We start from the raw sequence: 21,265 nt of genomic DNA, 5'->3' as shown, positions 1-21,265 counted from the left end.
TGGGGAGAAGGTCTTCGAATCGACTGTGCATGGGGGCATGTGCCGTGTCTGGGTCCGCTGAGATCGACGAGGGGCTTCGACACCTGAAGGACGAGTACCGCAGCGGCACAGACGCCTTGGATAGCGGATTTTTTCGTCCATGCTTGAAGTTGTGCAACTCATACGACCGCGCCGTCGGATACTTTACTTCGCACGCGCTTGTCGCGTGGGCAGAGGGCGTCATTCATATACTTGAAGACCCAGGCGTCAGGATACGACTAGTAATTGGCCCGACTCTGCTGCCTGAAGACAAGGCTGCTTTGGCTGGAATTAGTGACGAGCGTGTAAGAACCCAGTATTGTCAGCGACTCGCAGATGACCTTCTAAAAGGAAGTATAGCCGAGCTTAAAAGAGGGTCATCTACTGCTCGCTTGGAGCTATTCTGTTGGCTGATAGCAAACGAGCGGCTGCAGCTTAGATTTGCGTTTCCAGCACACATCGAAAACGCCGACAGTTATCACGAGAAGTTCGGAATATTCTCATTTTCTAACGATCGGCATGTGGCATTTACCGGCTCGGCCAACGAGACTATCGGTGGCTATCGAAAGAACTTCGAGTACGTTGACGTCTTCCGCTCTTGGGTCAGCGAAGATCGCCGGCGCGTGATTTCGAAAATCGAAAAATTCAAGGACACATGGGCTGGTGTGGTCCCAGGGCTCAAAATTAGGCATCCTTCGTCGAGCGTTATTGCCGAGATCAAAGCACTGGGTGGTACCTATAGGCCGACGGCAAAGGGAAGCAAACCCCCTCTGGAGCCCGAGAATCGCTGGCGTCATCAGGACCATGCCATTGAAGCCTTTCTCACAAGCAGGCGTGGGATTTTGGAGATGGCGACCGGGACTGGAAAGACACGAACGGCTCTCCGAATTGCTAGTCGACTCGTTTCTTCCAGCGAAGTCAATGGCTTGATAGTCAGCACGGAAGGTACGGATCTCCTCGATCAATGGTCGCTAGAGGTCCGCAATAGCCCCACCCTTCGTGAACTTGTACTCTACCGGCACTACTCCGACTACCATGAACTCGGCCGCTTCACCCTTTCGCCTCAGCGAAGTGTGCTCCTGTGCTCTCGTTATGCACTCCCTCAGCTCAAAAAAGCCTTGAGCGACAATGACAAGTCCGATCTCCTCATTGTCCATGACGAAGTGCACGGCTTCGGCAGCGCAGGACTCAGGGCTCGACTATCCGGGTTTCATAATGGTTTCGCAGCGGTTCTTGGGCTTAGCGCTACACCTGAACGAGACTATGACGAGGAGGGCAATGACTTTATTGAAAGAGAGATCGGAACGGTCTGCTTCACGTTCGGACTGAAGAAGGCTATCGAGAATGGAATTCTCTGCCCCTTCGAGTACGTCCCGATAGAATATGATCTAACCGATGGTGACCGTCGTCGGCTACAGCAGGTGTATGGACGCAAGGCAGCAGCCGAGGCTTCAGGACAACCATGGAGCGATGAGAAGCTCTACCGCGAAATATCCATGGTCTATAAAACTGCGGAGCTAAAACCGCAACGTTTTCGCGAACTAGTCAACGAGAGACCTGATCTCCTCAAAGCTGCCATCGCTTTTGTTGAGACGAAGGACTATGCCGAGAACTTTCTGGATGCAGTAGCGAGCATAACGTCGGCCTACAGCACTTACTTTGACACAGACCCCCAGGCAAGGCTCAAGGAGCTCTCCCGCGGGGAACTCGACTGTCTGATCTGTTGCAAGCGCCTCTCAGAGGGCGTTGACATCCAGCATCTCCAGAACGTGATTCTCGTTTCCTCTGACAGGGCAAAACTGAGAACCATTCAACGTATTGGACGCACCCTTAGGCGAGATCCACACAATCCCGAAAAAGTGGCAACCGTCGTTGACTTCGTACTGAAGGCGGCTCCTGCGGATCATTCCGACAGCGAGCGGAGACGTTGGCTTGAAGAACTGAGTCAAATTCGACTCTCGTGATTTAGTCGAAAGAAGAGGTTGCACATGGCCGATGACAGCAGAAGCTCAGGCATCGAGGCCATTGTTCGAGCTTGTGTTCAAGACGAAGCTACTCTACATGGAGTGCCTATCGAAGTGGTTCGGAGGCTCCTTAGCCTGTTGGATAATGCGGCAACTGGTAGCTTGGATCTAAGCGAGCAAAGTGAGGTTGAGCGCCGCATAGAACGGATACTTAAAGGGTTTGCGTCCTAGAACGATTTGCTACGCAAGGGAGCCTTAAATACCGTGGAACTCAGGCTAACCGGAATTCGCGCAGAAGGCCTTAGATGCGCAGAGATTGACCTCCGCTTTGAGGACAATCCCGCAAACAAGTTCATCTTCATTCAGATGCCTAACGGAACTGGCAAGACCACGATCGCAGAATGTCTAAGGGCGGCGCTTAGCGGTGTGGCAGAGGCTTGGAGTGAAGACAAGATACGGCAATTCCAACGCCCGGGGAGCGATAGTGACGTCGGCGTATTCGAAGCACGATTCCTTCTTGACAAATCGCCCCTAGCTGTCGGGATCAAATTCGATTTTCTAGAAGGTTCCGCAACATACTACACCGCGTTCGGACGTGGTCGACTTCCAAAGTATGAGCTACCCATACCTCTCTCGAAGTTTTCATATCCAGCTTTTGTTCGACTGTTTGTATTCGACGCAGAACTGCCTCAGAATCTTCTTGATGGAAGTTCACAGGATGCCGAACAGGCTATAGATGCCTTCTATCAGCTCTATCTTCTCGACCAGGTCGCTCACGCTGTACAAGCGTTTTGGGACAGTAAGGTTCAAGGTGCCAGTACACAACAATGGCTTAACCGCCACCAGAACAAGCTTGTTCGGCTGACGGAAAAGCGAGATGCGCTCGAAGGCGAGCTGAGCAAGAAGCGTGCGTTGCTGAATTCTGTAAGTCGGGAGCTGAAAGATTACGAGACTGAGCTGGAAGGTTATCTAAGCCAGGTCCGGCAATACAGAGAGCAAAAGGCCGAACGTGAAGAGGAATTGGCGGGCGCCGGCGAAGCGGTGTCCGCGGCTATTCAAGCTGCGGTCGAGCGTCTTCGGCGCCCTCTAGACATTCACCCAAGTTTCCGGGCAGCTTTGGATCATCTAGCGACAGGTCTGGATGGCCTTAAGCTCCCCGAGACGACATCGAGCGAATTCTTTGAGAGTCTCAAGAAGCAGCCCTATTGCATCTGTGGGGCACCGATGACAGACGAGGCCCGGCAGAACATCACAAATGCCGCAGACTCACTACTGCAGGATGATGCCGCGGGAGTCGTGAATTCGCTTAAGATGGCGGTAAGGACATTTCATCGTGACGACGAGTGTCAAGAACTACGTGGCTTGGCGACTTCTCTCACTGACCTTGTGAGGAGAAGAGACTCGGCGCGGAGCAATCTTGAGACCCTGCGGACTGAAGCCTCAGACGAAGCTAGTGACACGGCCAAGCGTCTGAATGAAGAGGTTGAACGTCTGCAAACTTCGAAAAGCAATCTCGAACAGATTATTGAAGATCTCACACGGCAGCCACGCCCAGAAGACGATGAAAAGTCTAGAGCAATTAAGTGGTTTGCTCAAGAAATTAGCCGACTTGAGCAGCTAGTGGCTGTCGCTACGCAGCAGGTGAATCTGAGAGAGCAAAAGGACTTGCTCAGGACCGTGCTCCTAAATGGTGCCACGCAAGCACGTGACAAAGCTCGACGGCAGCTCGTTAGCGACATGAATGACCGTCTTGATGTGTTGCTACCTGGCGAGGCGATCCGAGTCGCTGATATTCGCCCGCATTTGAAGCTGGAGGGGCGCGAGGATGTGAATGTAGGAGCGAGGCTTTCCATTGGGTACAGCTTTCTCACTACGCTCTTTGAGCGAGGGCATCATCGATTCCCATTCGTTGTAGACGCTCCAACCATGGGCCTCGACGGACTCGCTCGCGAGGCACTAGCAGGAATATTGCCAAACGTGGTTTCCCAGTTCGTTGGTTTCGTTCTTGACAACGAACGCGACTTTGTCGAGGCGATACACGACGAAGCGGCAACCTCCTGCCAATTCTTTACAATCTTTTCTAGTAGCTCTAGAGACAAGCCTTTGGCGGAGCAAGTTCCAAATGGCGTGCGTCCGGGCAAGGCTGGCACTTTCGTCATTGCAGGCTGGGATTTCTTCCAGAACGTTCAGTGGACTAGGAAGTCGTAGGTAGGGAGCGTTGTGGCGGACTTCAGGCTACGGCAAGATTGTCGAGAATGGTTCAGGCGGTTTGAAGCCGATCTGAGCTGGAAGGTCTTCGATACGTACTATCTTTGCTTCTTGGTCGGGATAGCAGCGAATCGTCGGAGCAAACCCACAGTGGGGCGCGTAGAAGCGCCAGGATTTGTCACGGACTTCCCCAGACCGTATGATCAGCAAGCTTACCTACTGTTTGGACTTATACTTGCGGCCGAGCTAAAAAGGGACGCCATTGATGTGTCAGATCGATCTTCAGTTAACGATGTCGTGAACGACCTGGCCGGACCTGCCGGACTTACCTCGCGGGGCGTCGCTGTGATGAACGAGTACGCCAGCGGTGGATTTGATGTGCTCCAGCAGCGCTACCCCGGCGACGAACCCTGGGGCCTGGACGAGTTCCTGCCGCGCTATGCAGTCCTGCTGGACGAATTGATGGAAGAGCAAGGACTAGACATGACCTGGTGAGGGCAGAACCTACTTTAACATCCACCTTCTCTTCTGGTCAGTTAGGGCAATGAATTTGATTTCCGTCGCAATGGTTGAGGTCATGCTATGTGGTCTTTCCGGCCTCTCTCGGTGGACGCGGTACGCATGATTGCGGCTTCCTCGATCATTTGGCTGGTTACGGGCCAGGGGGTTCGAAGCTGGGTGACCTGGCCCCAGTGGGTGTAGGCGTCGCGTACGAGACGACTGAGGCCGGCGGTCGCGATCTGGCGGGGGATCTGGTCGAGCACTCTGTTCAGGGCTCTGGAGGGGCCTCGGGTTCCGGGCCGGATGCCGCCGTCGATGAGCAGAGTGGCGGTTCGTATGGCGTCGAGCAGTTGTGGTGGCCAGTCGCCGGCGTGGTCACCGAACGCCGCCTCAGACCAGTTGTGGCCGGTCTGGATCCAACGGAGGCGTTCCAGACCGGATCCGATATCGCTCGCCATGTGCCGGGGGTGGCTGGTGTTCCACAGCAGGACGGCGTCGGCGATCGTGGTGTTCGCGTAGGTGAAGCGCAGGGTGATCCCGCGGACGTTTTGGCGTGTCCAGATGTTGTGTGTTCCGTGGAAGCGCAGGTGGCGGGCGTGCAGACCGAGCCGAGACAGGGCGCTGATCCAGGTGTCGATGAGCTGGAGGTGTTCGCCGACCTCCGTGATCGGCACCACGCAGGAGAGGTTGACGAACGAGGTCAGGAATCCCGGTCGTAGGCGGCCGGCTTCGTCGCGTTTGCCAGTGAAGCGGACGACCGGCTGGGGGATGAGTCCCTGGCTGTAGGTGAATGGTCGGCCGTCTTTGAGGTAGGGGTCGAGGGCTTGGACGGCGGAGATGGTCAGGTCGGTGTCGCGGCCCCATCGGATGGGGAGGACCCGGCCGCGGGTGATGCCGCGCTCGGCGAAGGTTGTCTCGATCCGGGTGAGGATCTCGCTGTTGTCCAGTGGACGGCGCGCGGGGTGTCGTGGGCTAGGCGCTTCGCGCCAGGTGATGTCCAGGCGCGTGCCTGCCTGGTCTTCGATGAGATGCCACGGCGCGGTGAAGTAGGTGTGGATCTCGGTTAGGAGAGCATGGCGGATGTGGTCGTCGGGTGGGCGAGGGTGCGGAAGTGCTGGGCCGGGTCGAAGCGGCATAGGCCGATCTCCTGGACGGTGGGGCGATCCAGTCGCATGGCTCGGTCGATGGCGTCCGCGAGGATGACGGCGACGTCGTCGTCGCCCATCGCGGGATCAGCGGTGGCGATGACACCGGTGTCGGGGCAGAGGGCGACGTGGGCGCAAGTGCCGGGCCGCCAGGTCAGGGCCGCGACCGGCACCCCTGCTCGGAGCGCTTCGCCGAACACGGCGGCTCCGGCTTCGATGTAGCTGGGCGCGCAGGTGTAGACGAACACGGCCGCTTCTTGGAGCAGAGCGGTCTTGGCCTTTCCGGACAGCTCACCGGCCCAGATGACGTGAGGGGCGTGGAGGGCGGCGCTGTGCTCGGCGACGTAGGTCTCGTCGAGCACGGGGCCGACGAGGGTAAGGGGGAGGCCGAGTCGCGCGGCGGTGAGGGCGGCCAGGTGGGGGGCTTTGTCGGCGTCGATGCGGCCGAGCCAGACGATGTTCCTACCGCGGCCTGGTAATGGCGGTGTTTCCTCGTCCAGCCCGAACTGCACCGACGGCGTCTGGATCGCCGCGCACGAGGAGTAGCGCTCCATCATCTCGGGTGAGTAGCAGTACAACCGGGACCGAATCCCGTCGAAGGCCCGCGGTGCGTGCTGGAAGGCGGGGTCGTGCTGGAAGGTCGCCACATCGCAGCCCAGTTGTTCCCACATTCGCCGCCACGCCGGCAGGGACGGGTACTCGTGGCCGACGATGAGCAGGTCCAGGCCCATCCGGCACAGTTGGGTGGCGTCGGCTGAGCCTGGTGTCAGGTCCTCTAATCGCAGCGGGGTGGTCGGGAACCGGGCGGTGGCCTCGGGGCGCCAGGCGGGTCCGATCAGGTGAACGTCCGCCTGGGCTTGGGCGGCACCGATGACGGTGGCCCACAGCCATCGTTCGATCCCGCCGTAGCCGTGGGGCGGGAATGCGTACTGGGAGGGAAAGTCGCAGATCCCGACCCGCATCACTCGACCTTGCCGCCGGGCAGGATCTTGCTGAAACCCAGGTACGGGACCAACGCGTCGGGCATGACCACCGAGCCGTCGGCCTGCTGGCCCTGCTCCAAAATCGCGATCATGGTTCGGCCGATCGCCAAGCCGGATCCGTTGAGGGTCGCCGCGAAGGTCTTCTTGCCGTCGGCTCCTTTGAGGCGGATCTTGGCGCGGCGGGCTTGGAAGGTGGCGCAGTCCGAGCAGCTGGACACCTCGCGGTAGCGGCCCTGGCTGGGCACCCATACCTCCAGGTCGTAGGTGAACGTGGCGGAAAAGCCGATGTCGCCCGCGGCGAGCGCGACGACGCGGTAGGCCAGGCCGAGTTCTTGCAGGCAGCGTTCGGCGTGGCCGGTGAGGGTTTCCAGCTCGGCGGCCGAATCCTCGGCGCGGCAGAACCGGACCATCTCCACCTTGGAGAACTGGTGCTGGCGGAGCATGCCGCGGGTGTCCTTGCCGTACGATCCGGCCTCGCTGCGGAAGCAGGGAGTGTAAGAGGTAACGGCGATCGGCAGGTCGCGCTCGTTGAGCGTTTCACCGGCGTACAGGTTGGTGAGCGGCACCTCGGCGGTGGGCACCAGGTAAAGGCTGCGGTCGCCGACGTCCGTCCTGAACAGGTCCTCTTCGAACTTGGGGAGCTGCCCGGTGCCCGTCATCGTCTCGGGGGTGACCAGGTAGGGCACGTAGTGTTCGTCGTAACCGTGCTGACCGGTGTGCAGGTCGAGGAAGAACTGGGCGAGAGCGCGTTCCAGCCGCGCACCGGCCCCCCGCATCACCGTGAACCGGGGACCGGACAGCTTGGTGGCCCGCTTGAAGTCCAAAATTCCCAGCGCCTCGCCCAGATCGACGTGGTCCTTGGGCTCGAATTCGAAGACCGGTGGCGTGCCCCAGCGCCGGACCTCCTCGGCGAACTCCTCAGAGTCGCCCTCGGGAGCGTGGTCTGCGGGCAGGTTCGGCACGGTCAGCAGGAAGGCGCGCAGTTCCTCATCCAGCGCGGCTGCCGCGTCGTCGCTGGTCTGGATGTCCTCCTTGAGCCTGCGCGCCTGTTCCTTGGCGGCCTCCACGTCCCCCCCCTCACCGGCGATCTTTCCGATGTTCTTGGCGGCCTGGTTGGCCTGAGCGCGCAGTTCATCAGTGTGCTGGATGGCCTTGCCGCGACGCGAGACCAGATCCTGCAGCTGGCCCAGGTCCAGCTCGAAGCCACGGCGGGCGAGCCGGCGTACGGCGTCTGTCTGCGGATCCAGCAGAACTCGCGGATCGTGCATGAGTAGAGAACTCCTTCGAAATACGGCGGTTTGAGCGGGTCAGCCACCCCGGCCCGGCGGATCGCGGGCGGCGCGCCACATAGCTTCCAGCGTACGCATTTCCTGGTCGCCGCCGGTGGCAATTATCGTCGCGCCGTGATCGTCGCGCCATCCCCGCCTGATTCTCGCAGCACCTCGATGATCTTCCGTGCCCTGGTGACCCGCTGTCCATCTTCGATGGACAGAAAGTACAGCAGGCCGTCCACAGCCAGCAGCAGGCACCACGGCACCAGTGTGTCCGCGTTTTCGGCCCTGTCGACCGCGATATGGAGGCGTTCCTCGAAACCGTGGTGGAAGTCGTAGTAGACGCTCCAGAACGCCCAGTCGAAGACCGGTGGGCCGATCTTGGGCAGGGGATCGATGAACACGGCTCGGCCCTCGGGGTCGAACAGGACGTTCTCCCGGTAGAGATCCGCGTGAAGCACGCGTTCACGTTCACCAGCTGCCGTCGGCAACGACAGGGCTAGACGCGATGCCGTGGCCACCAGAGCCCGATCCACCATACGGCCAGTGACGTCGTCCCGTTCGGTCATCCGGCCGACCACCTCGTCGGCGTAGTACTCGACCAACGTCGGGAGCGCGCCTCGCACGCTGTTGGGCTCGCGCTCATGCAGCCGGTCCAAGGCCTGAGCCACGAGCACGGCTTCCCTCCGGGGACGTTGCGCACCTCCCGGGCCTGGTTCGACCAGTTCGGTCACCAGGACTCCGAGATCCTCCTCAACCGCCACCAGTCCGGGGACGGCCTGTCCCCGCCAGAACGCGAAGGCGGCCGACTCCTCCGCGAGGCGACGCGGATCGAACGCCGCCTTCAAGACCATCCCTCGGCCTGTTGCCGTACGTCCATGAGCGATGACGGAGGCATGCCCCCAGTCGTGATAGCCGACCTCCACCATCTGGTGGCGGGCGGCGGCATCGGCCAGCCGCTCAGGTACGCGACGCAGCCATGGAAGGACTATTTCGCCGTAATGGCCCAGGAGACGCACTCGCGCCCCGTCCGGAATGGACCCGAGCCGCCCGCGCTTCACGCGATCGTCCCTATCGTGACCAATGGAGGGGGCCGATGACCACGCAAGTCGACGCCCGGCGAGACCTTGGCCGGCAGGTACGGGCCCTCACGGCCGAACACGGGCCGTTCGCCCCTTTGACCATCAGCGGCTACAGCGCCACCAGCCGGAACGCGGCGAACACCGCGATCTTCAAGGCGTACCTGACGCTCGACTCCCGAGGACGCGCCCGACGGGAAGCCCTCGCCCTCGGCCGGGCACGGGACCTCGGGATGATGGTTCCCGAGCTGATGGCCTTCGGCGCGGCGGGGGATACGTACTGGTCGCTGCTCAGCGTCATGCCAGGGAAGTCCCTGGCCGTGCGCAGCGAGGACGGGCTGCTGGAGTTCTTCGATACGGCGAGCCGTGCCCTCGCCCCGCTCCACGCCAAACCGGCGCCGAACGCCCGATCCTGCTGGGCAGGTCCCGGCGGGTCCACCACCGATCTCCTCCTTGGCCAGCTGACCAGTCGCTGGGCTCACCACGCATGGGCGGACGACCTTCGTGCCGCGTTGTGGACCGCTGAGCGCATACCCCGCGTCCTGCTGCACGGAGACGTCAAGCCCGACCACCTGATCGTGTCCGATGACACGGTCTCGGTCGTGGACTGGGAGGCCGCGGCCTGTGGCCCCATTACACTGGATCACGCTGACATGATCTTCCACGCGCTTCGAGACCTGGCATTCAACGACGGGGTCGAGCCGGACCCCGCTGGAGTAGCGGCCGCGTTGGGGCCCTGGCGCGTCGGGGATGCCATCACCGGCCTTCTTACGTGGCGTCTGGTGCTGTGGGCCGATCGGCGCCGCCGCGAAGACTTCGCGCGGTTGCCGGCCAGTCTTCTCCGGCGGCTCTTGGACAGCCGGACGATCGACGACGCCGTGGCGCTCACCTGGCAGGTGATCAACACTATGAAAGACGGTGGGACACCACGATGACGCCCCCGAGCCTGTCCATGATGCGGCCATGATCAGGCGGTGGGAAGCTTGCCGGCCAGGAGGGCGGAACGAATGTCATCAAGTTCTTCCATGACCTCGGTGACGACCTTCCGAGAGAGCCCGTCGTCGATCGGGTCCTCGCCGGAGGTCTGGACGATGACCTGCCAGGGATCGTCCAGGTCGCGGCCAGACTGGGAAACGAGTGCGACCACGCAGGTACGGCCGGTCAGTTCGTGGAGCCGCTCGGCCGCGCGTTGAGCGGCGAGGTTATATAGCTTGCCGACGTGGTAGACGGGGTTCTTACCCGACGCGCCCTCCATGCTCATCGGCCGCATTAACGAAATCAACCCGTTGACGCGATTACCGCGTCCGACAACACCCTCGTCTCCAGATTCGATCGAGGACCCCGTTGCGGTCAGATACAACTCCCGCCGCTCCTCGTTATCGCGGGTGTTGACCGCTACCGTCACCGCGTGATCCGGTGCGATCGTCGCGGCGAACTCAGCGATCAACTCCCGCGCTTGTGCACGCTGTTCGATGTAGTGCCGCAGGTCGGGCGTGTGGGCAGCGATCTGCGGAACACAGGCGGTGATGTAGACATGGCCTCCGTTTCGCACGATCATGATCTTGACGTCCGTCCCGAAGTACGGATGAAGCGTAGTGAAGGTCTCGCAGGTGAGCCGCGATTCGATGCCCAAGGCGAGTCGTTCGGCCACTGACAATGGCCAGTATCCGACGCCCGCCGAGGTGTCGTTGCTGAACGGCCGGTGCCGCTCGGCGAGATCGTCCAGGTCCCGCGGAGCGAACCAGAAGCGGCGGCCCGCCCGCTGCCCGCTGGTGGTACCGATCACCGCGCCGGGACTGGACGCCTGGCTAACCCTGGAGCGGATCTGCAGATGCTCGTTCACATCCAACAGCGGGAGCGCGTCGGCCAGAAGTCCCCTGGTCGCATCGGCGACGATGTCCTCGACCGGAATCACGTGGTCACCAAGCGACGGCGTCAGCCGACCATTGACCAAGGCGGTGATCGGAGCGGTCAGCCGACCGTGACCGAAGGAGACCTCGGCCGCACCGCCCAGGAGGGCGGTCTTGTCGGTGTTGTGATGTAGAACCGCGCCGAACTGGTCCAAACAGTAGCGGCTGTACTCACGAGAGATCGCCTCCGCGACACCGTCGGCAAGAGTGTCGGGATGACCAGCACCCTTGCGTTCGACGACCTCCGCCGGGATCTCATCCGCGGCAAGCAGACCGGAGACGGTCACGATATTCATTTTTGGGCTCCCCTGAGCTCGTGGCCGGACAAGGAGAAAAGGGGATACTACGTCACAAGGCCGACAGAACGCCCCAATGGTCCCAACCGAATCCGGCACCTGGAGCCTGTCCTCAAGGCGGGGTGCGTGATCTGGTTTGACTCTGCTCGGGTGGTGCTCAGGCATGGGCTGACGAATGAGCAGTGGCGGGTCATCGAGCCGTCGTCGCCCTCGTTCAGGTGAGTGGGGCGTCTGCGGGTGGGTGACCGGCAGGTGATCAACGAGAGGTTGTTAAGAGAAAACGAGTTGGCCTGGCGGATCTGCCCGAAGGGTATGGGCCGTGGAAGACCGTCTACAACCGGTTCTGAGGCTGATCGCGTAGCGGCACCCTGACGGCGCTGGTCAGCCGGATGCGTTGGTCGCCGAGGCGATCGATGAACTGGACCCGAGCAGTAGCGGCCGACTCGATCGTGTGTGCTCACCAGGACGCCGCCAACGTAAACGGCTGCATCATGTTCGAGCCGGTGACGGCCAGGATCAACGTTCCCGGCCATCCTCGGGGGCTGGCCAGGGGCGGCCTTGGCGGCGACCGTGACGACGACGGCCGAATACTCACGCGCCGTTGACAGACCGGTCTGGGTGATCGCAGACGAGGGCTGCAGTTCCCACGATCCCGGCCCGGCTTCGGCTGGCGCGGCATCGCCGCGGCCATCCCGGAGCGACACGACCAGCAGGCTTCTCGTCTGGGTAAGGCTCGGCCGACGACGGCCCACCTGCCTTCGATCCGCGGAACTACCGGTGCCGCAACGTTGTCGAACTCAAGCGGTACCGCGCTATCGCCACCCCACTACGGCAAGATCGCCCTGTCCTACCAAGCCATGATCGACCTGGCCACCCTACTCACGAGGCCTTGAGGTAGAGGCTTAGGACGCGTCGTCGCTGCCTCATCAGATGTACTCTGGCCAGCATCGCGTCATGGCCGTGATCGATCGTGACGACGACACGGAGCTCCGGGGGCTCGCTGACCTCCCGATGGCTCATTGGCAACGAGGCTGGCGGGTGCGCTCAACCGGCACAACGGGCCGCCGAGCCGATACGTCACTGCACGCCGACGCTTGATCGCTGCTCTTGATGAAGCGCGCCGACACGGTGCGGGCACGATTGAGCCACTGCTGCCCACGCTGATGGCCGCCGTCGCTGAGGATCCGTTTGCCCTGTGGCTGAGTCAGGTGAAAGTTCAGAACGTACTGTCGCTTCCCTGGCCCGACAGATGGGAGGTGGTGGTGTTTGCCGCCAGTGTCTTTCCACGGAGGTATCGGCGTTACGATGTCGAGCGTTCGCGCTGAGGGCGTGCTTATATGACCCAACAGGCGTGGGGTAGTGAGCGCAGTCTGACCGCTATCAGCCGGGACGGGCTATCGGTTCCAGCCCGGCAAGCCATCTTGGACAAGCAGGTCCTGTCGGGAAGGTCCGTACTCGACTACGGGTGCGGGCGTGGTGGAGACGTGCGTCTCCTGCGGCAGATGGGCTGTGAGGTGGTCGGCTGGGATCCCTTCTACAACCCCGACGCAGGGTTGGATCCGGCAGATGTCGTTCTGCTCACCTATGTCCTGAACGTCATTGAGGATCCTGTCGAGCGGCGTCGGACGCTGGAACGTGCCTGGGATCTGGCGAGCACGGTTTTGATCGTCTCCGCCCGTTTGGTTTGGGAGCGGTCGAAGGTCAACGGTGTCGCGGTTGGTGACGGGGTGCTGACGCGGCGACAGACTTTTCAACATCTGTTCACAGCAAGTGAGCTTCGCGCTTATGTGGAGGAGGTCGTCGGTGTGCGGGCGATCTCCGCCTCTCCGGGGATCATCTATTCGTTCAAGAACGACACCGCCAGGCTGAGCTACCTGGCGCAGCGGGTCATGTCTGATGAGCAGTGGTTGGCTTCAGAGGACACGGCCTCAGCGATCGCTGCGCTCATCGATCATGTGGAGCGGCGTGGTCGGCTGCCCCGGCTGGAGGAAATGCCGCTGCCCACGGCTCAGCTGCTGGGGGACCTGCGTCCGAGCGAGGTGCGCCGGCTGGTGAACGATTCCGTCGAGCCGGTCAAAGTGGCGGCGGCGGCCAAGCGCACCACCCTCAGCACGCTTCTGTTCCTGGCAGTCGAGCTGTTCAACGGCCGAGGGCCGTTCACCAGCCTGCCAATCACCGTACAGCTCGACATCCGGGCGTTCTTCTCCTCCTACAGGGAGGCCTGCCAGCGCGCCGACAGGCTGCTGTTCAAACTGCGGGACGACACCTACGTCCGCGGGGCGATGAACGCCTCAAGCGTGGGGAAGCTGACTCCCACGGCGTTGTACGTCCATCAGCGGGCGGTCGACCAGTTGCCCACGGTTCTGCGCCTGTACGAACATTGTGCGTCGATCGCCGCTGGCAGGCCCCACGCGTGGACGATCGCCAAGCTCCACCATCAGGGCCGCGCGGTGAGTTGGCTGGACTATCCGGACTTCGATAGCGACCCGCATCCGCGGCTGCTCACGTCCTACCACGTCGATCTCGGATCCTTCGAGACAGCGCACCGCTCTTACAGCGCCTCGGACAACCGCCCGCTGCTGCACCGTAAACATGAGTTCCTCCATCCCGACGACCCAGATGCGGGCAAGTACCGGCGGCTCACTCAGGCTGAGGTCCGGGCGGGCCTGTACGAGAATCCCCATCTCATCGGTACCGAAAGTGGCTGGGAGACCGAACTCTTGCGATGCGGGCGTGCCCTGCGCGGGCACCGCTTGGTGCGCAGGCACGGCTGAAAAGTCATGTGCTCGGCTGCAAGTTTGCAACGATGCGCGCCAACTCGTCGACATCTAGATCCTGCGCTTGGCTAGGGAACCAGGAGAGACGAAGTCCGTTCGACGCCGTCTCTTCCGGTAGTCCCATAGCGCGAAGTACGTGGCTAGTCGTGTAAGAAGCGCTGGTGCAGGCGGAGCCGGTCGCGACCGCGACCTCTTCTTTGAGCCGGACGATGAGCGCCTCGGCGTCCACGTTGTTGAAGGAGACGTTCAGGATGTGTGGCACGACATGTTCCTGGTCGCCGTTGACATGAAAGCGGGTTCGAGCCAGCGCTGCAAGGAGCCGGGTACGCAGCTCTAGCGCGTCCGCTTGCCATTGGGCGTGTTCTTTCTCGAAGATCTTGGTCGCCTCGGCCAACCCCATGATCAGCGGCACCGCCAGCGTTCCAGGCCGCAGCCCGCGCTCCTGTCCGCCACCGAGCATGATCGGCTCCAGCGGAACCCGTTCATCGTCCTGTTCCTCTCGCCGGCGTGTGACGAGGGCGCCGATGCCTTTGGGGGCGCCGATCTTGTGGCCGCTAATGCTGATCATGTCGATCGGTGCGGTCAGGTCGCCGGGTACTTTGCCGTATCCCTGAGCGGCGTCCACGTGAAGGTAAGTAGCGGTGGCGCGAAGTTGATTCGCCAGTTCTGCGACCGGTTGGATCACGCCAGTCTCGTTGTTCACATGCATAAGTGACACCAGGAGCGTGTCAGGACGCAGCCGCTGCATCACGGCATCGGCGGAGATCCTTCCTGAGGAGCCGGGCTCAAGGAAGTCGACTTCGAAGCCCTTGCTCTGTAGGTGCTCCAGTGGCTCCAGCACCGCCTTGTGCTCAATGGCGGAAGTGATGACGTGGCGCCTGCCAGTGCGTTCCCCATAGGGAGCCAAGCCGAGCAGAGCGATGTTGTTACTCTCCGTAGCGCCGCTTGTGAAGATCAACTCGTCGGGTTCGGCGCTCACTGTACTGGCCAGGTACTCGCGGGCACGCTGGACGCCGCGCTTAGCGCGGGTGCCGTACTCGTGTGTGCGGCTGCCGGCGTTGCCGAAGTCCTCGGTCATCCAGCGCAGGACCTCTTCCGCCACACGCGGATCCACGCGCGTGGTGGCTGCCACGTCAAGGTACGTCACCATGGCCCCAACCTACCTTCGAGCGTTGTTTCGCAAGTCGCGTACGTTGTTTCCCTGACGTACGATAGCGTTACCCGGTGGGATCATCAGCTGCCGCAGAGCCCACCGGGACGGCGTCGGCCGGGTTTGAGTACATCTTTCCGGCCATCCGTGGCGTCCAGGCAGGGCGTGAGTTCTACGTATCCATGTGTCCACTTCGCCTTATTCCGAAGATCTTCTTGTTTGATGAGGATGAGCTGGCGCCGGACGTTCGCGCTCAGCGTGTACTGAACAAGGGGCGTCTCCCCGCGCTGACCCGGTACATCGTGGACAATCCACAGGATTACGTCTTCAGCGCGATCACCGCGTCCGTCGACGGCACGATCCACTTCGAGAGCGTCACCGACAGCGGCGTGGGCATGCGGGTTGGCCAGATCAGGATCTCCATGGCAGCCCGCTTCCTGATCAACGACGGCCAGCACCGGCGTGCCGCAATCGAGCAGGCGCTAAAGGAGAACCCTGACCTCGGCGAGGAGACGATCGCCGTCGTGTTCTTCCACGATGCGGGTCTCTCCCGTTGCCAGCAGATGTTCGCCGACTTGAACCGGCACGCCGTGAGGCCACCCCGATCCCTAGGTGTGCTGTACGACCATCGTGACGACCTGGCGACGATCGCCCGCCTGCTTGCCATGAAGTCTCCAGTGTTCAAGGGGCATGTGGAGATGGAGAGCAGCACCCTCTCACAGCGTTCCCGCAAGTTGTTCACCCTGAGCTCGATCTACTACGCCACCCAGGCTCTTCTGCACGGGCTGGAAATCACCAAAGACAAGTCGCGAGAGCTGGCCGAGGCGTATTGGACGACAGTCGATGCCGTTATTCCAGAGTGGGCCCTGGTAAGGCGCCGACAACTGTCAGCACAAGAGGTGCGACGCGACTTCCTGCATAGCCATGGCATCGCCTTGCATGCGCTTGGTCGTGTGGGCAACTCCCTATTGCGGGAATCTCTGTCGCCGGAGCTGTGGCGGCCAAGACTTGAGGCCCTCTCATCAGTGGATTGGTCGCGTACCAACCTCGACTGGGAAGGCCGTGCCCTGATCGGCGGGCGTGTGCAGAAGAGCCATCAGAACTTGACCTTGAGTACGAATTATCTGCGTCACCACCTAAAGCTTGAGCTAAGCCCAGAGGAACAGCAGGTGGAAGACGCGCACGTGCAAGGAGATTCATGAGTACCCGTAAGTCGACAGCTCCCTTCCAGGATAGGCCTCTTGCCGAAGTAATCGACGAGCTGACGGAGGAGATCCGCCAACTCTATATTGCCGACGAGGTGCCCTGGGTTGTCGGCTATAGCGGGGGTAAGGACTCAACTGCCGTTCTCCAACTCGTCTGGCTTGCGCTAAAAGGGCTTCCTGCCGATCAACGCAGCAAGCCGGTACATGTGATCAGCACAGATACTCTGGTAGAGAATCCCGTCGTCGCCGCTTGGGTCACCAAGTCGCTGGAGACCATGCGCGTCGCCGCCGAGCAGCAGTCGCTTCCCATCGAGCCGCATCGGCTGATCCCCGAAGTCAAGGACACCTTTTGGGTTAATCTGATCGGCCGCGGTTATCCCGCTCCACGTCCAAAGTTCCGCTGGTGCACTGAGCGCCTCAAGATCAAGCCGTCAAACGCCTTCATTCGGCGAGTTGTCCGCCGGCATGGTGAGGCCATCCTCGTCCTAGGCATCCGCAAGACTGAGAGCCAAGCACGCGCACGTGCGATGGCGAAGCATGAGAAAGGTCGTGTCCGCGACCGTCTCTCGCCCAATGGGAACCTGCCCAACTCCCTCGTCTACAGTCCCATCGAGGCATGGACCACCGACGAGGTCTGGATGTTCCTCATGCAGCACCCCAATCCCTGGGGACACCGGAACAAGGATCTCCTCACCATGTATCAGGGGGCCTCCGACGATACGGAGTGCCCCTTGGTGGTCGACAACACTACGCCGTCATGCGGTGACAGCCGCTTTGGTTGCTGGACTTGCACGCTGGTGGAGCAGGACAAGTCGATGACGGCCATGATCCGCAACGATGAAGAGAAGGAGTGGATGCGGCCGCTCCTCAAGCTGCGCAACGAGCTCGACGACGTAGCGAGGGAAGGTGAGACCCGAGACTTCCGGAGAATGAACGGGAACGTTCAGCTATTCAACGATCGGCCTATTCCCGGGCCGTACAAGCAATTTGCTCGCGAAGAGTGGCTAGAAAAGCTTCTTGTGGCCCAGTCTCTTGTGCGCAAGAAGGCGCCGGAGCACGTGCGTGACATCGAATTGATTACAATGGAAGAGTTGCACGAGATCCGGCGAATCTGGGTCTTCGATAAGCACGAAGTGGAAGACTCTCTGCCAAGAATCTACGAGGAAGCGACTGGCGAAGCGTTTCCGGGACGCCCGCTGGACGAACAACTCGTTATTGGCGCGGAGGAGATCGAACTACTCCGGGACGCCTGTGATGGCGACGATATCCACTTCGCGATGACTCGCGAACTCCTCGGAGTCGAGCGGAACTATCGCACCATGGCCCGACGGGCAGGGTTGTTCGGTGCTCTTGAAAAGGCCATCAAGAAGGGCTTCTACGAGGATGCAGACGATGCTCTAGAGTTCGCGCAGAAAATGCGGGAACTGCGTCAGGGTACCCCAACCCATCCAACACTGGATGTAGAGGACATCGATGCATCTGCATAGCCTCACACTTCGCGACTTCGGCGCCTACCACGGGCTGCATAGTCTCGACCTCCGCGTGAAGCCACGACGTCCGATCATTTTGATCGGCGGCTTGAACGGATGCGGTAAGACAACCCTGCTGGATGCCATTCAACTCGTCCTCTACGGCCCCCGGGCGCGCTGCAGTGGCCGGGGCAACCGCTCCTACGACGCTTATCTTCGCGAGAGCATCAACCGTAAGGCAGATTCCAGCCGTGGCTCTGAGCTCAAGCTTGAATTCTCCGTCACGGTCGAGGGTCAGGAGCGGACCTACGAGGTAACCCGGAGCTGGAGCCTTATTGGAAAGCAACTGAAGGAAAACCTTAGCGTTCTGTTGGACGGAAAGTATAGCCGCTCTATTAGCCAAGGCTGGGCTGAACATGTAGAGGAGATCCTACCGCTAGAGGTTGCTTCCCTATTCTTCTTCGATGGGGAGAAGGTCGAATCCCTTGCTGACCCGGAGCGGGCCGCCAGCGTCATTGAGTCCGCCGTCCACTCGCTACTGGGTGTCAGCGCTGTGGAACAACTGCGCACGGACCTCCTGGCACTGCAACGTCGCCAAAGGCTATCAAGCGAGGACCAGGCCATTGTGACCCGGATACAGGACCAGGAGACGAGGTACGACGCCGCCAACCAGGAGGTCGCCGATCGGAATCAGCGCCTAGGGCAGCTCCGATCACACGCGGACCGCACACGAGTCGAGCTCGATAAGATCGAACATACTTTTGAGCGTGCAGGTGGCAAGCTATATGAGCGGCTCCGAGAGCTCGAAGAGTCTCGTGCAGCAATTGCGGCCCGGCTAGGAACTCTGCAGAAGAGCTTGCGGGACATTGCAGCGGGGCCGCTCCCTCTGGCCCTGCTGCGTGACCAACTTGCGGCGGCGGGAAAGCAGGCGGAACGCGAGCAGGAGTCGAGCGAAGCACGTCAGTTGCTTGAGGTACTCGAAGCGCGCGATGCATGGCTCATCGATCAACTGGATGATGACGTTTCAGCAAAGGCGCGTACCGCTCTAAAGAGAAAACTGACTAACGATCGCAAGAAACGCGCGTCTGTGACCGGTCTCGACCAAAGGCTCGGTCTACCTCACGATCTTCCCCTGAAGCTAGCTGCTCTAGACCAGGCACTGGCAAGTGACGAGTCACGCGCAGCCGAGCTTCTCCTGGAGGCAAGCAAAACGATCCATCAACTGGAGGAGGCAGACCGCGAACTCGCCGCAGTTCCCGACGAGCAGCGTATCAAGACCTTGTTGGAGGAACGCCAGCGACGCATGGATGCTCTTGCCGTCGCTAAGAGCGCAGTTCAGCGCGCTGAAACAGAGCTAAAGGAAATCAAAGGCCACCGCGATCGGCTAGCCGCAGAACTCGAACGGTCACAGCAGCAGCGAACCAAGACCCTCATCCGCGAGGAAGAACTCCGACGCATCGTTATCTACGCGGAAAAGGCTCGCAACACCTTGGACAAATTTGGCGAGGCGCTGCTGAACAAGCACATCAGCAGGCTTGAGGTAGCGGTGTTGACAAGCTTCCAGAAGCTGATGAGGAAGAGCACGCTCGTCAAGGATCTACGGATCGATACGGACAAGTTCCAGCTCACGCTTACCAACTCCGATGGTGAAATCATCGATCCCTCTCGGCTTAGCGCAGGTGAGCGGCAGCTTCTGGCTGTCTCGCTCCTGTGGGGGCTGGCCAAGGTCGCCGGCAACCGCCTACCTACGGTCATCGACACCCCTCTGGGCCGCCTCGACAGCCGCCATCGCCAACGTCTCGTCGACCAGTACTTCCCTCAAGCAGGCCGCCAGGTCCTCCTCCTGTCCACCGACGAAGAGATCGACGAGGAATTGCTTCGGAGACTCAAGCCCTCTGTGACGCACAGCTACGTCCTTGTTCACAACGACACCACCTTCACCACCCGCGTCGTGCCTGGCTACTGGTGGACCGAAGGAGATATGCATGCCGTCTGAGATCACCATCCGGCTGTCACAACACGCTAAAGAACAGCTCTCATGGCTCAAGCGGCACACAGGTCTGACTCAGTGGAACGAGCTCTGTCGTTGGGCCCTTGCTCTGTCACTGCGCGACCCCTCGCCGCCGCTGGTCAAAGACATCATCACGGACTCCAACGTGGAGATCTCCTGGAAGACCTTCGCCGATTCCTACGGTGACGTCTACCTTGCACTGCTCAAGCAACGGTGCGTAGCCGAGGGCGAGGAACCCTCGGATGCCGCGGTCCGTAAGACGTTGATCATCCACTTGCATCGCGGAATCGGGTTTCTTGCTGGCCGCCAGGACCTGCGCTCCATCCAGGACCTGATCACCATCGCCACGGACTAGGTGACCCGTGCGGTTCGCCCCACACGCGACGCGCCCTTCGACCTGGGTACCTCCCGCCACCGATCGGACCAACAAACAAACATCGTCAATCCCTGCAACAACCGTCGCTTTCACCCGACCTATAGAAGCGAGGGCAACCGCAGCGTCCGCTGACAGCGAGGTTCCGCGGATCGCCCTCATCTGTCAGGTGCCTCCAGTACCCTGGCGACACAACTACATACCGCCGCTTCACCTTTCGGACGTGTGCCACCGCATGGGGCACACCACCAGACACCACGGAGCGAGCAATGATCAGCCCCTCAGTTGCGGGTGCGGTTTCCGCCTTGCAGCAACAGGCTCTGGGCACGCGCGACACCTACGAGCTTGACCGCATCGATCGCGCCCTCGACGAACTTCTGCGCAACACCACGGACACCATCACGCCAGCGCGACAACGGATACGGTCGGCCATGGGCCACGCCTACGAGGCGCTGGAACGTCGTAGGGCCATCGCCCCCACAGTGCCCCTCGACCGTTCGGACCGCGGAGCCATCGACACTCACTACGTCGTCGTTGAGACTCTCGAATGGCTGCGCACGGAGTCGCGCCTCACTGAAGGCGAGCGGACCCTTCTCTGGAACCTCGCTCACGGAGATGACGCCAACACCCTGGCCCCCGGATCCGGGGTGCCTCTGCCTCGGATGCGTGAACGGATCAGCCGAGCGCGACGCAACGCCTTCACCCTCTGGAAAGGCGCGGTACAAGCAACGTGACGCCGCGGGCATTGCGTCTACGATCGTGGCTGGTCCGGGCGCTTATTCCTCCACAGACAATCGGCACATATGTCCTCTACACCGCTATCGGAGACCCGATGTACATCGGTCGCAGCGATACCGATGTTCGCCAGCGACTCCTTCGTCACTGTGCCGACCAGCGTGGCGCCT

18 protein-coding genes are annotated in these 21,265 nt (G+C 61.2%); 11 read left to right on the top strand and 7 right to left on the bottom strand.

Translation table 11 applies throughout. From position 1 onward, the window contains the following. The first annotated feature begins 44 nt into the window (after positions 1–44). The 3 genes from BZB76_RS00475 to BZB76_RS34050 all read left to right on the top strand — a co-directional run bounded on the left by BZB76_RS00475 (position 45) and on the right by BZB76_RS34050 (position 4,685). Positions 45–1,982: a DEAD/DEAH box helicase family protein gene (locus BZB76_RS00475; RefSeq protein ID WP_170180451.1), complete on the top strand. Its 1,938-nt coding sequence runs from the start codon at positions 45–47 to the stop codon at positions 1,980–1,982. A gap of 264 nt (positions 1,983–2,246) precedes the next feature. Continuing rightward, the gene (locus BZB76_RS00470; RefSeq protein ID WP_170180450.1) at positions 2,247–4,190 is read left to right on the top strand and encodes an ATP-binding protein; all 1,944 of its coding nucleotides are present in this window, start codon (positions 2,247–2,249) and stop codon (positions 4,188–4,190) included. Positions 4,191–4,202: 12 nt separating this feature from the next. Continuing rightward, positions 4,203–4,685 (top strand): hypothetical protein, encoded by a 483-nt coding sequence (locus tag BZB76_RS34050; RefSeq protein ID WP_147449250.1) that lies wholly within the window; start codon positions 4,203–4,205, stop codon positions 4,683–4,685. Between the two features lie 80 nt (positions 4,686–4,765). Here BZB76_RS34050 and BZB76_RS00460 read toward each other — a convergent pair whose 3' ends face one another. The 4 genes from BZB76_RS00460 to BZB76_RS00445 form a co-directional block, all read right to left on the bottom strand. Next, positions 4,766–5,827 carry a hypothetical protein gene (locus BZB76_RS00460; protein ID WP_121432307.1) on the bottom strand — a complete coding sequence of 354 codons (1,062 nt, stop codon included), beginning with the start codon at positions 5,825–5,827 and terminating at the stop codon, positions 4,766–4,768. After that, complete coding sequence (locus tag BZB76_RS00455; RefSeq protein WP_121432306.1) at positions 5,755–6,798, bottom strand: glycosyltransferase; 1,044 nt, start codon at positions 6,796–6,798, stop codon at positions 5,755–5,757. Before BZB76_RS00455 ends, BZB76_RS00460 begins: the two co-directional genes overlap by 73 nt. Beyond that, entirely contained in the window at positions 6,798–8,087 is a 1,290-nt protein-coding gene (serS, locus tag BZB76_RS00450) for a serine--tRNA ligase (RefSeq protein ID WP_121432305.1), read from the bottom strand. The genes BZB76_RS00455 and serS overlap by 1 nt, the downstream gene beginning before the upstream one ends. Before the next feature lie 122 nt (positions 8,088–8,209). Then, the gene (locus BZB76_RS00445) at positions 8,210–9,151 is read right to left on the bottom strand and encodes an aminoglycoside phosphotransferase family protein (RefSeq protein WP_170180449.1); all 942 of its coding nucleotides are present in this window, start codon (positions 9,149–9,151) and stop codon (positions 8,210–8,212) included. 116 nt (positions 9,152–9,267) lie between these two features. On the opposite strand from BZB76_RS00445, the gene BZB76_RS00440 reads away from it, so the two are divergent. After that, entirely contained in the window at positions 9,268–10,104 is an 837-nt protein-coding gene (locus BZB76_RS00440) for an aminoglycoside phosphotransferase family protein (RefSeq protein WP_170180448.1), read from the top strand. Positions 10,105–10,136: 32 nt separating this feature from the next. Here the strand turns inward: BZB76_RS00440 and BZB76_RS00435 are convergent, their stop codons facing one another. Both BZB76_RS00435 and BZB76_RS34470 read right to left on the bottom strand, forming a co-directional pair. After that, positions 10,137–11,375: a methionine adenosyltransferase gene (locus tag BZB76_RS00435; protein WP_170180447.1), complete on the bottom strand. Its 1,239-nt coding sequence runs from the start codon at positions 11,373–11,375 to the stop codon at positions 10,137–10,139. Between the two features lie 879 nt (positions 11,376–12,254). Next, the gene (locus tag BZB76_RS34470) at positions 12,255–12,395 is read right to left on the bottom strand and encodes a hypothetical protein (RefSeq protein WP_170180446.1); all 141 of its coding nucleotides are present in this window, start codon (positions 12,393–12,395) and stop codon (positions 12,255–12,257) included. 74 nt (positions 12,396–12,469) lie between these two features. On the opposite strand from BZB76_RS34470, the gene BZB76_RS35080 reads away from it, so the two are divergent. Both BZB76_RS35080 and BZB76_RS00425 read left to right on the top strand, forming a co-directional pair. Continuing rightward, positions 12,470–12,700, top strand: a complete 231-nt coding sequence (locus tag BZB76_RS35080; protein WP_211342762.1) for a hypothetical protein — start codon at positions 12,470–12,472, stop codon at positions 12,698–12,700. A gap of 12 nt (positions 12,701–12,712) precedes the next feature. After that, positions 12,713–14,149 (top strand): DNA phosphorothioation-associated putative methyltransferase, encoded by a 1,437-nt coding sequence (locus tag BZB76_RS00425; RefSeq protein WP_121432301.1) that lies wholly within the window; start codon positions 12,713–12,715, stop codon positions 14,147–14,149. 4 nt (positions 14,150–14,153) lie between these two features. On the opposite strand, the gene dndA is transcribed toward BZB76_RS00425, so the two are convergent. Continuing rightward, positions 14,154–15,302 carry a cysteine desulfurase DndA gene (dndA, locus tag BZB76_RS00420; RefSeq protein WP_121432300.1) on the bottom strand — a complete coding sequence of 383 codons (1,149 nt, stop codon included), beginning with the start codon at positions 15,300–15,302 and terminating at the stop codon, positions 14,154–14,156. Positions 15,303–15,376: 74 nt separating this feature from the next. On the opposite strand from dndA, the gene dndB reads away from it, so the two are divergent. The 5 genes from dndB (at position 15,377) to BZB76_RS00395 (ending at position 21,094) form a co-directional block, all read left to right on the top strand. Next, positions 15,377–16,504 (top strand): DNA sulfur modification protein DndB, encoded by a 1,128-nt coding sequence (gene dndB / locus BZB76_RS00415; RefSeq protein WP_121432299.1) that lies wholly within the window; start codon positions 15,377–15,379, stop codon positions 16,502–16,504. Then, positions 16,501–17,994, top strand: a complete 1,494-nt coding sequence (gene dndC, locus BZB76_RS00410; RefSeq protein WP_121432298.1) for a DNA phosphorothioation system sulfurtransferase DndC — start codon at positions 16,501–16,503, stop codon at positions 17,992–17,994. Before dndB ends, dndC begins: the two co-directional genes overlap by 4 nt. Beyond that, a complete protein-coding gene (gene dndD / locus BZB76_RS00405; protein ID WP_121432297.1) occupies positions 17,981–19,972 on the top strand; it encodes a DNA sulfur modification protein DndD in 1,992 nt (663 codons plus the stop codon). Before dndC ends, dndD begins: the two co-directional genes overlap by 14 nt. Beyond that, entirely contained in the window at positions 19,962–20,342 is a 381-nt protein-coding gene (gene dndE / locus BZB76_RS00400; protein WP_121432296.1) for a DNA sulfur modification protein DndE, read from the top strand. Before dndD ends, dndE begins: the two co-directional genes overlap by 11 nt. Before the next feature lie 287 nt (positions 20,343–20,629). After that, complete coding sequence (locus BZB76_RS00395; protein WP_121432295.1) at positions 20,630–21,094, top strand: hypothetical protein; 465 nt, start codon at positions 20,630–20,632, stop codon at positions 21,092–21,094. The last annotated feature ends 171 nt before the right edge of the window (positions 21,095–21,265 follow it).

The sequence above is a fragment of the Actinomadura pelletieri DSM 43383 genome (assembly GCF_003634705.1).
Taxonomy (GTDB): domain Bacteria; phylum Actinomycetota; class Actinomycetes; order Streptosporangiales; family Streptosporangiaceae; genus Spirillospora; species Spirillospora pelletieri.
Note: the sequence above shows the minus strand (reverse complement) of the source record. Positions and strands in the feature narration are given on the sequence as shown.

Excerpts from the sequence above, each read along its gene's own strand:
- BZB76_RS00460 (WP_121432307.1), bottom strand. The coding sequence starts at position 5,827 with ATGCCGCTTCGACCCGGCCCAGCACTTCCGCACCCTCGCCCACCCGAC.
- BZB76_RS00455 (WP_121432306.1), bottom strand. The coding sequence starts at position 6,798 with ATGCGGGTCGGGATCTGCGACTTTCCCTCCCAGTACGCATTCCCGCCC.
- serS (WP_121432305.1), bottom strand. The coding sequence starts at position 8,087 with ATGCACGATCCGCGAGTTCTGCTGGATCCGCAGACAGACGCCGTACGC.
- BZB76_RS00435 (WP_170180447.1), bottom strand. The coding sequence starts at position 11,375 with ATGAATATCGTGACCGTCTCCGGTCTGCTTGCCGCGGATGAGATCCCG.
- BZB76_RS34470 (WP_170180446.1), bottom strand. The coding sequence starts at position 12,395 with ATGAGCCATCGGGAGGTCAGCGAGCCCCCGGAGCTCCGTGTCGTCGTC.
- BZB76_RS00425 (WP_121432301.1), top strand. The coding sequence starts at position 12,713 with ATGACCCAACAGGCGTGGGGTAGTGAGCGCAGTCTGACCGCTATCAGC.
- dndA (WP_121432300.1), bottom strand. The coding sequence starts at position 15,302 with ATGGTGACGTACCTTGACGTGGCAGCCACCACGCGCGTGGATCCGCGT.
- dndC (WP_121432298.1), top strand. The coding sequence starts at position 16,501 with ATGAGTACCCGTAAGTCGACAGCTCCCTTCCAGGATAGGCCTCTTGCC.
- dndD (WP_121432297.1), top strand. The coding sequence starts at position 17,981 with ATGCATCTGCATAGCCTCACACTTCGCGACTTCGGCGCCTACCACGGG.
- dndE (WP_121432296.1), top strand. The coding sequence starts at position 19,962 with ATGCCGTCTGAGATCACCATCCGGCTGTCACAACACGCTAAAGAACAG.
- BZB76_RS00395 (WP_121432295.1), top strand. The coding sequence starts at position 20,630 with ATGATCAGCCCCTCAGTTGCGGGTGCGGTTTCCGCCTTGCAGCAACAG.